The organism is Shewanella sp. H8 (assembly GCF_040285065.1).
In the GTDB taxonomy this organism is placed as follows: Bacteria; Pseudomonadota; Gammaproteobacteria; order Enterobacterales; family Shewanellaceae; genus Shewanella; species Shewanella polaris.
Map to the genome: position 1 here is coordinate 3,789,757 of NZ_CP157213.1, position 12,610 is coordinate 3,802,366.

General features: G+C 41.6%; 14 protein-coding genes. 2 read left to right on the forward strand and 12 right to left on the reverse strand.

Annotation, left to right across the window (positions count from 1 at the left end; translation table 11 throughout):
• Positions 1-172 precede the first annotated feature (172 nt).
• The 4 genes from rplI to rpsF are packed head-to-tail and all read right to left on the reverse strand — an operon-like array spanning position 173 to position 1,609.
• Complete coding sequence (gene rplI / locus ABIS04_RS16480) at positions 173-625, reverse strand: 50S ribosomal protein L9 (protein WP_137225302.1); 453 nt, start codon at positions 623-625, stop codon at positions 173-175.
• Between the two features lie 42 nt (positions 626-667).
• Positions 668-895: a 30S ribosomal protein S18 gene (gene rpsR, locus ABIS04_RS16485; protein WP_137225300.1), complete on the reverse strand. Its 228-nt coding sequence runs from the start codon at positions 893-895 to the stop codon at positions 668-670.
• A 12-nt stretch (positions 896-907) separates the two neighbouring features.
• The gene (gene priB, locus ABIS04_RS16490) at positions 908-1,210 is read right to left on the reverse strand and encodes a primosomal replication protein N (protein WP_137225298.1); all 303 of its coding nucleotides are present in this window, start codon (positions 1,208-1,210) and stop codon (positions 908-910) included.
• A 6-nt stretch (positions 1,211-1,216) separates the two neighbouring features.
• Positions 1,217-1,609, reverse strand: coding sequence for a 30S ribosomal protein S6 (rpsF, locus tag ABIS04_RS16495; RefSeq protein ID WP_137225296.1), 393 nt, complete (start codon positions 1,607-1,609; stop codon positions 1,217-1,219).
• Between the two features lie 224 nt (positions 1,610-1,833).
• Here rpsF and ABIS04_RS16500 point away from each other — a divergent pair, with 224 nt between their 5' ends.
• Both ABIS04_RS16500 and ABIS04_RS16505 read left to right on the forward strand, forming a co-directional pair.
• Positions 1,834-2,577 (forward strand): DUF481 domain-containing protein, encoded by a 744-nt coding sequence (locus tag ABIS04_RS16500; RefSeq protein ID WP_167496050.1) that lies wholly within the window; start codon positions 1,834-1,836, stop codon positions 2,575-2,577.
• 90 nt (positions 2,578-2,667) lie between these two features.
• The gene (locus ABIS04_RS16505) at positions 2,668-4,104 is read left to right on the forward strand and encodes an MFS transporter (protein WP_137225292.1); all 1,437 of its coding nucleotides are present in this window, start codon (positions 2,668-2,670) and stop codon (positions 4,102-4,104) included.
• Positions 4,105-4,243: 139 nt separating this feature from the next.
• On the opposite strand, the gene rlmB is transcribed toward ABIS04_RS16505, so the two are convergent.
• The 8 genes from rlmB to zapE all read right to left on the reverse strand — a co-directional run bounded on the left by rlmB (position 4,244) and on the right by zapE (position 12,305).
• The gene (rlmB, locus tag ABIS04_RS16510) at positions 4,244-4,984 is read right to left on the reverse strand and encodes a 23S rRNA (guanosine(2251)-2'-O)-methyltransferase RlmB (RefSeq protein WP_137225290.1); all 741 of its coding nucleotides are present in this window, start codon (positions 4,982-4,984) and stop codon (positions 4,244-4,246) included.
• Positions 4,985-4,988: 4 nt separating this feature from the next.
• Complete coding sequence (gene rnr, locus ABIS04_RS16515; protein WP_350431771.1) at positions 4,989-7,475, reverse strand: ribonuclease R; 2,487 nt, start codon at positions 7,473-7,475, stop codon at positions 4,989-4,991.
• Positions 7,476-7,525: 50 nt separating this feature from the next.
• Positions 7,526-8,128 carry a tetratricopeptide repeat protein gene (locus ABIS04_RS16520; RefSeq protein ID WP_137225286.1) on the reverse strand — a complete coding sequence of 201 codons (603 nt, stop codon included), beginning with the start codon at positions 8,126-8,128 and terminating at the stop codon, positions 7,526-7,528.
• A 122-nt stretch (positions 8,129-8,250) separates the two neighbouring features.
• Positions 8,251-9,546 carry an adenylosuccinate synthase gene (locus tag ABIS04_RS16525; RefSeq protein WP_350431772.1) on the reverse strand — a complete coding sequence of 432 codons (1,296 nt, stop codon included), beginning with the start codon at positions 9,544-9,546 and terminating at the stop codon, positions 8,251-8,253.
• A gap of 69 nt (positions 9,547-9,615) precedes the next feature.
• Positions 9,616-9,804 carry a DUF2065 domain-containing protein gene (locus ABIS04_RS16530; protein ID WP_137225281.1) on the reverse strand — a complete coding sequence of 63 codons (189 nt, stop codon included), beginning with the start codon at positions 9,802-9,804 and terminating at the stop codon, positions 9,616-9,618.
• Positions 9,805-10,076: 272 nt separating this feature from the next.
• Complete coding sequence (gene rpsI, locus ABIS04_RS16535) at positions 10,077-10,469, reverse strand: 30S ribosomal protein S9 (protein WP_137225279.1); 393 nt, start codon at positions 10,467-10,469, stop codon at positions 10,077-10,079.
• A 17-nt stretch (positions 10,470-10,486) separates the two neighbouring features.
• Positions 10,487-10,915 (reverse strand): 50S ribosomal protein L13, encoded by a 429-nt coding sequence (gene rplM / locus ABIS04_RS16540; protein ID WP_011638797.1) that lies wholly within the window; start codon positions 10,913-10,915, stop codon positions 10,487-10,489.
• Positions 10,916-11,192: 277 nt separating this feature from the next.
• Positions 11,193-12,305 carry a cell division protein ZapE gene (gene zapE / locus ABIS04_RS16545; protein ID WP_140235149.1) on the reverse strand — a complete coding sequence of 371 codons (1,113 nt, stop codon included), beginning with the start codon at positions 12,303-12,305 and terminating at the stop codon, positions 11,193-11,195.
• Positions 12,306-12,610 lie beyond the last annotated feature (305 nt).

Below are 12,610 nucleotides of genomic sequence, written 5' to 3' on the forward strand. Positions count from 1 at the left end.
TCTGTTGGCTGGGTATTTTTTTATCTATTGACCACAAGTTGCATCACAATATAAGTGTGTTCGATACATCACTCTAGGCAAGGCTTCTTACCTCAAGCATGTATGATTTACTAAACAGCAGACATAAAAAAACACCGCCCGAGGGCGGTGTTTTCTATGGAGCTAAAGATAACTAAGCTTCTGCAACAACAGAAATTTTAACTATAGCTTTAACTTCAGTGTGTACTTGTACTTCAACTTCGAAGTCACCAGTAGTGCGTAAAGCACCTAAAGGTAAACGAACTTCAGATTTAGCAAGTGCTACGCCAGCTGCAGTAACTGCATCAGCGATATCACGGTTGCCAATTGATCCGAATAATTTACCTTCATCACCCGCTTTAGAAGCAATAACAACAGCTTCTAATGCAGTTAATGTATCAGCACGAGCTGTCGCAGTTGCTAATTCAGCAGCTAATTTAGCTTCTAATTCAGCACGACGAGCTTCAAATACTTCAGTGTTTGCTGCATTTGCTACAACTGCTTTACCATAAGGTAAAAGGAAGTTACGAGCATAACCAGCTTTAACAGAAACTTGGTCGCCTAAGCCACCTAAGTTTGCAACTTTATCTAGCAGAATAACGTTCATTATCAAATCCTCTATATTCGGTTAGGAATTAATACCGCAATATTACTGATGTAAATCAGTATATGGCAGTAGAGAAAGATAACGAGCACGCTTGATAGCGCGAGCTAGTTGGCGTTGGTATTTAGCACTAGTACCAGTGATACGGCTAGGAACAATCTTGCCGCTTTCAGTGATATAGTTTTTTAAAGTAACGATATCTTTGTAATCAATCTCTACAACACCTTCAGCGGTGAAGCGGCAGAACTTGCGACGACGGAAATAACGTGCCATTTTGACAGTCTCCTAAGTTTTCAATTCGACATTTTCAGCATGCAAGACTAAACGGTTTTGGCCATTTCGCCCTTGTTGTAATGAAAGAAACCCTTCCACATCAACTTGCACACCTGCTTGTAATTTATTTGCAACGCTATTAAAGCGCGGGCCACTTAATATCACTTGAATCAAACAGTAGACGTTTCTCAACATTTCTACTTCTTGTCGTTGCGATTTATGCTCTACCGTTATTACCACATGGGCAATACCGCTTGGGCTATCTAATCGTCTTGAACGAATTATCGTTCCTGACAACGTTAAGTGGTTATTCACAAAAAATTATTCAGCGTTTTCTTCAGCGCTTGCTTCAACAGTACGGTCATCAGAAGATGGACGACGTGTTTCACGTTCGTCTCTTGCTTTTGCCATAGGAGAAGCTTCAGTAACGGCAGCTTTAGTGCGCATTACCATATTACGCAGAACAGCGTCGTTGAAACGGAAAGCTGTTTCTAGTGCTTCAATAGACTCTGCAGTTGCTTCTACGTTCATAAGAACATAGTGAGCTTTATGTAGGTCTTGAATTGGATATGCCAATTGACGGCGGCCCCAATCTTCTAAACGGTGGACTGTACCATTAGCAGCAGTGATAACACCGGTGCAACGCTCAATCATACCTGGGACTTGTTCACTTTGATCTGGGTGAACCATAAATACGATTTCATAATGACGCATTTATTGCTCCTTACGGTTAGGTAGCCTCGTTTTGGCTCAGTCAGACCAATTAGAGGCAAGGAACGAATTAAAGTGACTGATTTGAGCGCGCGATGATACATAAAGCACGTCATAAACTCAAGCACTAACTCACTCTTTTCAGCAATCTTGATTACAGGTATGATGGCGGCAGTCAAAAATAGCGCGTTTACGCCGTCAAAGAATAAAAAACTCTAATGATAATCATGAAAAAAATAGTCTCCACATGCTTCCTCTTTATTCTATCTTCGCCAGCATGGGCTTTGGTTCCACCAGATTACCAAGAACCGTCAAATAATTTTAATGCCGAGGTTGAAGCAGGACTGCAACTTAATAGTGGTAATAATGAAACTAAAAACTTCAACGGCCGCACTTACATGACTTATGATTCAATTAAAACCAGACAAGAAGCCACACTAAAAGCTTATTATGCTGCTGACGGTACTGAATCAACTGCAGAAAAATATCAAGTATTTTTACAGTCGAACTATAAACTAGAGCGAGGCTATGTGTTTGGCCGTGGTGAATTTACTTGGGATGAATTTGGTTCATACACTCGAATTTATACCGTTTCAACAGGTTATGGTTTCGACTTAATAAAAAACAATAAAACTAAGTTAAGCCTTGAAGTTGGCCCGGGTTATCGTTATGACCTAGCCGAAGAGAGCACGTTAGAGCCTTATCCTGAAGCAAACCGTGATGTCATTCTTCGTACTGCCGCTAAATATACGGTTAAATTACAAGAATACACCAGTCTGAATGCCGATATTACTGCTGAAACGGGTCAAGATAACAACACGCTAACCCTAGACATGAGTTATAAAAATACTTTTATTCAAGATTGGGCATTTAAAATCGGGATGAACGTCAAGTATACCGAAGTCGTTCCTGATGGAAGCCAAAACACCGATACCATTACTACATTTAACTTGTTATACACGTTTCAATAATGATTAACCTAAAATGAAACGAAACACTTAATCAATAAGGCCAAATGGCTTTCTTGAACCAATACTGATTGAACCAATAAAGGCACAGTTATGGACAGCCCCCTACGCAGTTTTGCATCATTATACAGTACAACTTTTTTAATGGTGCTTGCAGCAGGTTTACTAACAACCTATTTAGGCTTAAGACTTACCACAATGGAAGTCCCGCAAATATGGATTGGCGGCATGATGTCAGCCTACTATATTGGCCTTGTATTTGGCTCTAAAGTGGGTCATAAACTCATTGCACAAGTGGGTCATATTCGAGCCTTTGTGGCTTGTGCTGGGGTTGTCACTGCGTCGGCTCTTGGCCATGCGCTTATAGACAACTTAACTGTGTGGATAGTACTGCGTCTTGCGGTTGGTATGGGCATGATGTGCCAGTATATGGTATTAGAAAGCTGGCTGAATGAACAAGCTGAGACAAATCAACGTGGTACCGTGTTTGCCAGTTATATGATTGTATCTTACTTAGGGTTAATGGCGGGTCAAGGTGCAATTAGTTTATATCCTGATTTAGGTTTAGAACCATTACTGTTAATTGCCATCTGTTTTTCATTATGTATTGTGCCTATAGCAATCACTCGTAGAATTCACCCAGAGCCGTTAACGCCAGCACCATTACAAATGGGTCATTATTGGAAACGAGCACCTCAAGCACTGACGACGATCGCATTAGGCAGTATGATTGTAGGTTGTTTTTATGGTTTGGCGCCCTCTTACGCTACAGCCATAGGTATTGATCCTGAACACGTTGCACTCTATATGTCTTGTACCATTTTTGCAGGATTGTTGGCCCAATGGCCAATGGGTAAATTGTCAGATATTATCTCTCGTAGCTTATTGATTCGAATTAACTGCACGCTATTAGGCTTTATCGTGTTAATTATTTCTATCGTCCCCTTTCACTCAGTGTATTCGTTAATATTAACTGGTTTATTTGGTATTTTAGCGTTCACCTTGTACCCATTAGCAACCGCATTAGCTAATTCACGCGTTGATCAACATGAACGAGTGGGATTATCAGCCACCATATTAGTGACTTTCGGGATCGGTGCAAGTATTGGTCCTTTGGTCGCATCTGGCTTAATGCAAGTTATGGGTGACCAGATGCTGTATGGATTTATGGCTATCTGCTCGTTTACCTTATTGGCGAGGCTCATGTGGATAAATCTACGTCAAAAAGCTGAACAGACTATTACTGCAGATTACGTGATGGCAGGTGGTGATATGGTCAGTTCGCCGTTGGCAGCATCATTCGATCCACGTGTTGATGTTGACATGGTTAATGAGCAAATGATCCACCCCGCTGAAGATGCATTTGATATCACTCCAGATTCAGACAATGAAGAGTTAGATAGTAGCAATACACAAACAGATGATACTGCTGATGCTAGCCCAGCTAATGCTAACACGGTAAGTAATGAGCAGGTTGAGCATAAGATATTGGATGATGAGGATGTCGATAACGAAATTGGTGGACGCTAATATTATTTATTTAAATAAGCTCTACTATGAATAGAGTAGATTGCTAACCCGTCCCTCCTCAATATTGAATATAAAAAAACGGCGATAAATATCGCCGTTTTTTATTAATATTGATAGCAATTAGCCGACAGTTAAATGGTTAACTTAAACGCTGTCTGACCGCTTCAAATAAACAAACACCCGTCGCAACCGACACGTTAAGACTCGACACACTTCCGGCCATTGGGATTGACACCAATGAATCGCAGCCTTCTCGCGATAATCGGCGTAAACCTTTATCTTCGGCACCCATGGCAATCGCTAAAGGCCCTTTAAGATCGGCCTGATATACATTGCCATCAGCTTCACCAGCCGTGCCGACAATCCAAACACCTTTGTCTTGCAGGTGACGCATAGTACGAGCAAGGTTAGTAACTTGAAATAATGGAATCGTTTCTGCTGCGCCACAAGCGACTTTACTGACTGTTGAAGTAAGTCCGACAGAATTATCTTTTGGTACAATAACTCCGTGCACCCCTGCAGCATCAGCATTACGCAAACATGCGCCGAGGTTATGTGGATCTGTTACACCGTCTAGAATCAATAAAAAAGGCACAGCCGTTTTATCAAGTAATGCATCTAAATCACTTTCAATCAAAGGTTTAACCGCCTTCACACGCGCGACAATACCTTGATGTTGTGAACTACCCGCTTTGTCATCTAACACTTTACGAGCTGCACGTTGCAATGTTGTACCAAAGCTTGATGCTATATTAATCAGTGGCGTTAAGCGCTCGTCATCACGGCCTTGTAATAGCCAAAGTTCAATGACGCGTTCAGGGCTGTTATCTAACAAGGCTTGAACGGCATGAATGCCAAAAATGGTATCTTGTTTTTTCATTTAATTACTTTCTCTTGCTGCGCTTGGCAGGGGTTTTCTTAACGCTAGAATCCGGTTTTGCAGCATCAGTTTTTTGAGCTACAGCAGCAGGTTTGGCCGCTGGAGATGAAGCTTTCCCACTTGAACGACGTTTGCTGGGCTTAGGCTTATCTGACTTAGGTTTGTCAGACTTAGCTTTATCAGATTTAGGTTTATCAGACTTTGCAGACGATTTACCTCGAGCCGATTTAGCCCCTTCAGCATTCACTCGTTCACGAGCCGTTGAAGACTTGCTGCCTTTGCGTGCAGGTTTACCCGCACTTTTACTGTTGTCACCCACCATCAACAGGTCAATTTGACGATCATCAAGATTGACCGCGGCAACTTTAACCGTCACTGCATCACCTACTTGATATACTTGGCGAGTATTTTCACCAATTAATCGCTGACGCATAAGATCAAATTGATAGTAATCACTTGCTAGACTTGAAATGTGTACCAGTCCATCAATAAATAACTCATTTAGTCTGACAAACAATCCAAAGCTGGTGACGGAGGCAATAACCGCATCGAATGTATCGCCGACATGATCTTGCATATATTCACATTTAAGCCAGTCACTCACATCGCGAGTTGCTTCATCTGCGCGACGCTCGGTGGTTGAACACTCTTCACCTAATGCATCTAATTCTTCAATTTGATAGAGATAACCGCCATCTTGAGTCCACTTATCGTGAACATCACCTTGTTCTTTTGCGAGCAAATATTTAATCACTCGATGTAACACTAAATCAGGGTAACGACGAATTGGCGAGGTGAAATGCGAATAAGCTTCTAATGCCAAACCAAAGTGGCCTTCGTTATCTGGGCTATAGATTGCTTGGCGCATTGAGCGCAATAACATCACTTGAATCAGCTCAAAGTCTGGACGGTCGGCAATTTTCAACATCAAATTTTGATAATCAGTCGGTGTCGGTTCTAGTCCGCCATCCATGCTTAAGCCACGTTCGGCAAGAAACTCTTTAAAATTAGCCAGTTTTTGCTCTGATGGTGCTTCATGAACACGGTATAACACTTCGCCTTTGTGTTTTTTGACAAACTTTGCCGAAGCCACGTTAGCTAAAATCATGCATTCTTCGATGATTTTATGTGCTTGGTTACGGCCTCTTGGGACGATTTTGTCAATTTTACGCTGCTCATTAAATATAAACTGCGTTTCTAATGTTTCAAAAGCAATCGCACCACGCTCTGCACGTCGTTCATCTAAGATAAGATATAACGACTGCAAACATAATAAATGTGGGAATAACGCTTCATGCTCAGGAGCTATAGGTCCGCCTTCCAGCATCGCGGCTACTTGGGTATAAGTAAAACGGGCATGAGAGTGCATTACCGCAGGATAAAACTTAGTGCCAGAGAGCTTACCCGCAGCAGAAATGGTCATCTCGGCCACCATGCATAAACGATCAACATGCGGTTTTAAAGAACATAAACCGTTAGATATTTTCTCAGGCAACATTGGAATAACTTGCGACGGGAAATATACCGAGTTACCACGAGCGCGCGCTTCTGTATCTAATGCAGAATCAGTGCGAACATAATGGCTCACGTCAGCAATCGCTACCCATAAACGCCAGCCACCAGTTGGTTTTGCTTCGGCATAGACAGCATCATCAAAGTCACGGGCATCTTCGCCGTCAATAGTTACCAGCGGTAAATGACGCAAATCAACACGACCTAGCTTATCTTCTTCAGGTACTTCATCAGGAATACGCTTGAGTTTTTTCTCTATAATGGCTGACCAAGTGTGCGGTAAATCGTAATTACGCAACGCAATTTCAATTTCCATACCCGGAGCCATCGTCTTACCCAAAACTTCAGTTACTTTGGCTGCTGCTTTAACAAAACGACCAGGACGACGGGTTAATTCAACCACGACAACATCACCGGCGCGAGCGCCTAGTGTATCTTCGCTGGCGATTAATATTTCTTGAGTAATACGCCTATCATCAGCAATCACAAAACCCATGCCGCCGTCGACATGGTAACGTCCGACTAAAGCTGCAGTGCGTTGTTGAACTAATCGCACGATGCGTGCTTCACGACGGCCACGACGATCGGTGCCCGCTTTTTGCGCTAAAACTTTATCGCCATGGAAATACATCAACATGTCGCGATTGTTAATAAATAAGTCGTCACCACCTTCATCTGGCTTAAAAAAGCCAAAGCCATCACGATGACCAATAACGGTGCCAGACAATAAATCCATGCGTTCAGGCAAGCCATAGCTTTGGCCACGAGTGAATACTAATTGGCCATCTCGCTCCATTGCGCGCAAGCGACGACGAAGCGCCTCTAATGGCTCTTCTTCAGTAATTTTTAATGCTTCGGCAATTTTATCGCGGCTAACTGGTGACTTTTGCGCTCGCAAGTATTCTAAAATATACTCACGACTAGGGATTGGATTGTCGTACTTGTCTTGTTCTCTATCAAAATGAGGATCGTTGATCATTCAATTTCCAAATAATTCGCTCCATATCGTGGAGCCTTTAACGGGTACAGTTACGGCCGCTGTGCTCTTGCCACTATGCTGGCAGGCATTTTTGCAGCAAGCATCTGCAATAAAGACGAAGCCTTTTTCTGTTGGGCGTCGTCGTTAAATATACTGTTATATAACCAATGATAGCCAAGTTCATAATCAGCAGGACTTCCATAGCCTTCACCAAATAAACGAACCAACATCATTTGTGCAGTTAAATCCCCATTAGCTGCCGCAGGCAATATATATTGCACTGCTCGGTTGGGGTCTTTAACCACTAGTTTACCGCGATAATAATAATCTGCCAATTTTACCATCGCTGCAGCACTACCTTGTTCTGCGGAGGTTTGCAATAGCGCCATACCGCGAGAAGGATGCGCTTTAACACACACGCCATGGTTGAGCATTTCTCCCCATAAAAACTGATACATGGGTTGCTGTAATACTTCAGCGCGGGCCTCAATGTCTTGAACCAACTGGCAATCGTCAGCCTTTACACGTTGTAGATATTGATTTGAGCGGATGAGCGAAATCAATTGTTGATCGCTATAAATATCGACAGCTTCTGTAACAGCAAACACATTGGCAGAAACAACACTCAACAACAATAAACTGATACGCAACATAAGGATTCTCTATGACACTTAGATGACTTATCCATCGGCAGTATAGCGTATTTCTTGAGGATAAGCAGTTACAGCAGTTAATTACACTCATTAAAAAGGCCGCTTATTGCGGCCTTTTAATCTTACTTGAACGGATTAACCAAAATCATGGTTTCATTTCGGTCCGGACCGGTAGAGATAATATCAATAGGCGTTTCTAATAGCGCTTCGAGACGTTTGATATAGTTAATTGCGGCGGGAGGCAATTGATCGATGCTTGTAGCACCAAAGGTATTTTCACTCCAACCAGGCATGGTTTCATAAATTGGGGTAACTAAATCATAACCTTCTGCAGCCAAAGGAGTCACCTTTGAAACCGATCCATCAGGAGATTGATAGCCAACACAAATCTTAACTTCTTTTAGACCGTCTAAAACATCTAATTTGGTTAAGCAAAAACCACTAACACTATTGATTTGAACTGCACGGCGCATTGCCACAGCATCTAACCAACCAGGACGACGTTTGCGACCTGTTGTAGCACCAAATTCTTGGCCTTTCTCACCCAGATAATCACCAATTTCATTGGCAAGCTCTGTTGGGAATGGACCCGCACCGACACGAGTTGTGTACGCTTTCATGATGCCTAGGACATAATCTAGATGACGAGGCCCAAAACCTGAACCCGTCGCAACACCACCAGCAGTAGTATTTGATGAAGTTACAAATGGATATGTACCGTGGTCGATATCCAATAATGTACCTTGAGCACCTTCAAATAGAATTGGCTCACCCGCTTTACGCGCAACATCAAGCAATTCGCTGACATCAGTACACATGCTCTTCAGATAATCAGCAATGGCTAATGCATCATCAAGTGTTTGTTGATAATCGACAGCTTCTACATGGTAGTACTCAGTTAGCATGAAGTTATGATATTTCATGACTTCTTTTAACTTAATTGCAAAAAGTTCTGCATTAAACAAATCACCAATGCGTAAACCGCGACGAGAGACTTTGTCTTCATATGCAGGACCAATACCACGTCCAGTTGTACCGATGGCTTGATTACCGCGAGCTTTCTCGCGAGCAACATCTAATGCACAATGGAACGGAAGGATAAGTGGACATGCTTCAGAAATGAGCAAACGCTCTTCTACTGGTACACCGCGTTCTTTAAGCATGTTGATTTCTTTCAACAACGCGTCAGGAGCGACGACCACACCATTACCGATAATACATTTTACGTTATCACGTAAAATGCCTGACGGAATAAGATGAAGAACGGTTTTGTCACCATCAATGACCAAAGTATGACCAGCATTATGGCCGCCTTGGTAACGAACTACGTATTTTGCCTGTTCTGTTAAAAGGTCGACAATTTTACCTTTACCTTCGTCACCCCATTGAGTGCCGAGTACGACTACATTTTTACCCATTATTAGCTGCAACATCTTGTGGTATAAAATGGAATTTTAACAGATTTTAGGGGGTTATAGGCAAGTTTTTTATTGAAAAATTATCAATAAAATCACTCCAGCAGTCACTAAGCTGCCACCTAAGCGTCTGAGAACATTTTGCTTTTGTGCAGAAAGCTCTAATAAATATTTTTGCCACTTGTTAGGGAAAAGTAATGGACCAAGCCCTTCAAGTATTAAAACCAAGCCAAATGCGGTCATTAATAGTTGTATATTCATGTTTTAGCTTCTCTTAAATTGTCACGTTAAGCCGATGTTTCACTACAATCTGTTGTTTTATAGAACACCATAGTTCTAGATATAGAACAATGTTGTCCATTTTTTATTGCCTTGTTGTATTAAGGAACAACCATTCTTTCAACAATCCGCCTCAAACTGAAAAATCTCAGTGGCTTGGATTGATCACATCATTAATGAAATTGGTATAAACCATAAATTTTAGGCAATAAAAAACCCAGCATACGCTGGGTTTTTTGAATCCAAAAAACGAATTAACGCTTAGAGAATTGTGGCTTACGACGTGCTTTACGTAGACCAACTTTCTTACGTTCAACTTTACGTGCATCACGGGTAACAAAACCAGCGGTACGTAGAGCAGGACGTAAAGCTTCATCTAGTTGCAATAATGCACGGGTAATACCGTGACGAATTGCACCAGCTTGGCCAGTAGTACCACCGCCCTTAACAGTTACATAGATGTCTAACTTATCAGTCATTTCAACTAATTCTAATGGTTGACGAACAACCATACGAGCAGTTTCACGACCAAAATATACATCCAAAGGACGTTGGTTTACAACGATATTGCCACTACCTGCTTTAGCGAAAACGCGAGCTGTAGATGTTTTGCGACGGCCAGTGCCGTAGTACTGAGTTGCAGACATTTGCTTACTCCTCCCGTTTAGATATCAAGAACTTGTGGTTGTTGTGCAGCGTGGTTATGTTCTGTGCCAGCGTAAACTTTAAGTTTACGGAACATGGCACGGCCCAAAGGACCTTTTGGTAACATACCCTTAACTGCTTTCTCGATGATCATTTCAGGCTTATGAGCTTGAAGCTTCTCAAAGCTGATTTGCTTAATGCCACCAATGAAGCCTGAATGAGAGTAGTAGATCTTACCGGCTGCTTTATTACCAGTTACAGTCACTTTTTCAGCATTGATAACGATGATATAATCACCAGTGTCAACGTGTGGAGTGTATTCTGGCTTATGCTTGCCACGTAAGCGAGTTGCGATTTCAGTTGCGATACGACCTAAAGTTTTGCCTTCAGCGTCAACAACAAACCAGTCACGAGTTACAGTTTCTGGTGTAGCAGTAAAAGTCTTCATTATTACAAAAACCCAAAGTTAATTTTCTGTCTCACATGCTGACTGCAGGTTGCAATCAACACAAAATTACCGATTCTTGCCCCTTCGAACACGAATATTGGCTTACAACTTCCGCCCAAATTGGCGGATTAACGCGGGCAGGTCGCAGATTATACGCAAAGCCACAGCAAAGATCACCTGATTTTTAATAATATTTGAAATAAACTACTCTTTATCTGTTTAACAAAATCTGCCTAACTTTTTTAAAAAAATACAGTTAAAAAATACCACTAACAGTCTATGCTAAATGCTCTAGCGCAAGATATTCTTTCGATTGCATTTCAATTAGCCTTGAACGACAGCGTCTGAATTCAAAACTTAGCAGACCATCGGTATAAATTTGTTCCAATTCCACTTGGGCTGAAATAATTAGTTTGACATTTCTTTCATAGAATTCATCGACCATGGCCAAAAAGCGCCTGGCGATATCATCACCTGTTTGCTGTGATCCCATTTGCTCTAAACCACTCACCAGTACAGTATGATAAAGACAGGCCAGCTCCATATAATCTCGTTGTGAACGAGGCCCATCACACAAGTCTCTAAAGTTTATTAGCAATATACCTTGTGATTGTTGGCGAATGGTAATTGCACGGCCATCGACCTCTATCGGCGCTACCAGCCTTTCAGATTCTGTCGCGAGTTGGTCAAAGTAATGCAATAAATTGATGTCAGCTTGTTTATCGAGTGGGTAATGATAAATTTCAGCCTGCTCTAGGGTGCGTAGGCGATAATCAATCCCTGAATCGACATTTAAGATTTCACAATGTTGATTAATTAATGCAATTGCAGGTAAAAAACGTACTCGTTGTAAGCCATTTTTATACAATTCATCAGGAATGATGTTTGAGGTCGCGACCAGTGTCACCCCTTCTTTGAATAATGCTTGGAATAAGGTACCCAACAACATGGCATCGGTAATGTCAGAAACAAAGAACTCATCAAAGCAGATCACTTGATATTGTGATGCCATTTTCTTTGCCATCGTCAAAAGTGGATCTTGCACGCCTTTAAGCTCACCTAAGTCATGATGAATTTGATGCATAAAACGGTGAAAGTGAGCCCGTAACTTACGATCACCAGGTAGAGCATCAAAAAAAATATCCATCAGGTAGGTTTTCCCGCGCCCGACCCCACCCCATAAATACAAACCTTTTACAGGTTCTGATGTTGACTTCACGCCAAAGGAAGCAAACAATTTACTCATACCTGATACAGGTTTCGCGGCGATAATTAATTCATCATAGACACGCTGTAGTGACTTAACAGCCTGTTCTTGTGCGGCATCATGTGAAAAATCATCTCGGGTAAGGTCTTGCTGATAATGCTGCCAAGGGGTTAACTGCGACACGATTACGACTCTCTTACATAAAATAATTGCTGTTAATAATAACATTAAACAACTAATACGAGTAATGGCTTCAAAGGAGCAAATTAACCTTTGTTAATAAAAATGGAACTAACATAAGCCCCATTACTCTGATTGGTTAACGTTAACTTGCTTATTATTTACTTATATTTGTATCGACTTGCTTGCCAATAGAGAACGACATTAAAAAACTCTCGACAGTGCATTCGTAAAATTGATTAACGATATTTAACTTTGAAATCATGCCATCAAGCCACATATTTTATGTTAACTCGCTTGAATGTATA

Bases quoted from the DNA above. Each gene is read 5' to 3' on its own strand.
- ABIS04_RS16520 (WP_137225286.1), bottom strand. From the start codon at position 8,128: ATGTTGCGTATCAGTTTATTGTTGTTGAGTGTTGTTTCTGCCAATGTG.
- ABIS04_RS16525 (WP_350431772.1), bottom strand. From the start codon at position 9,546: ATGGGTAAAAATGTAGTCGTACTCGGCACTCAATGGGGTGACGAAGGT.
- rlmB (WP_137225290.1), bottom strand. From the start codon at position 4,984: ATGAAAAAACAAGATACCATTTTTGGCATTCATGCCGTTCAAGCCTTG.
- rpsR (WP_137225300.1), bottom strand. From the start codon at position 895: ATGGCACGTTATTTCCGTCGTCGCAAGTTCTGCCGCTTCACCGCTGAA.
- rplM (WP_011638797.1), bottom strand. From the start codon at position 10,915: ATGAAGACTTTTACTGCTACACCAGAAACTGTAACTCGTGACTGGTTT.
- ABIS04_RS16505 (WP_137225292.1), top strand. From the start codon at position 2,668: ATGGACAGCCCCCTACGCAGTTTTGCATCATTATACAGTACAACTTTT.
- rnr (WP_350431771.1), bottom strand. From the start codon at position 7,475: ATGATCAACGATCCTCATTTTGATAGAGAACAAGACAAGTACGACAAT.
- ABIS04_RS16500 (WP_167496050.1), top strand. From the start codon at position 1,834: ATGAAAAAAATAGTCTCCACATGCTTCCTCTTTATTCTATCTTCGCCA.
- rpsF (WP_137225296.1), bottom strand. From the start codon at position 1,609: ATGCGTCATTATGAAATCGTATTTATGGTTCACCCAGATCAAAGTGAA.
- ABIS04_RS16530 (WP_137225281.1), bottom strand. From the start codon at position 9,804: ATGAATATACAACTATTAATGACCGCATTTGGCTTGGTTTTAATACTT.
- rpsI (WP_137225279.1), bottom strand. From the start codon at position 10,469: ATGTCTGCAACTCAGTACTACGGCACTGGCCGTCGCAAAACATCTACA.
- rplI (WP_137225302.1), bottom strand. From the start codon at position 625: ATGAACGTTATTCTGCTAGATAAAGTTGCAAACTTAGGTGGCTTAGGC.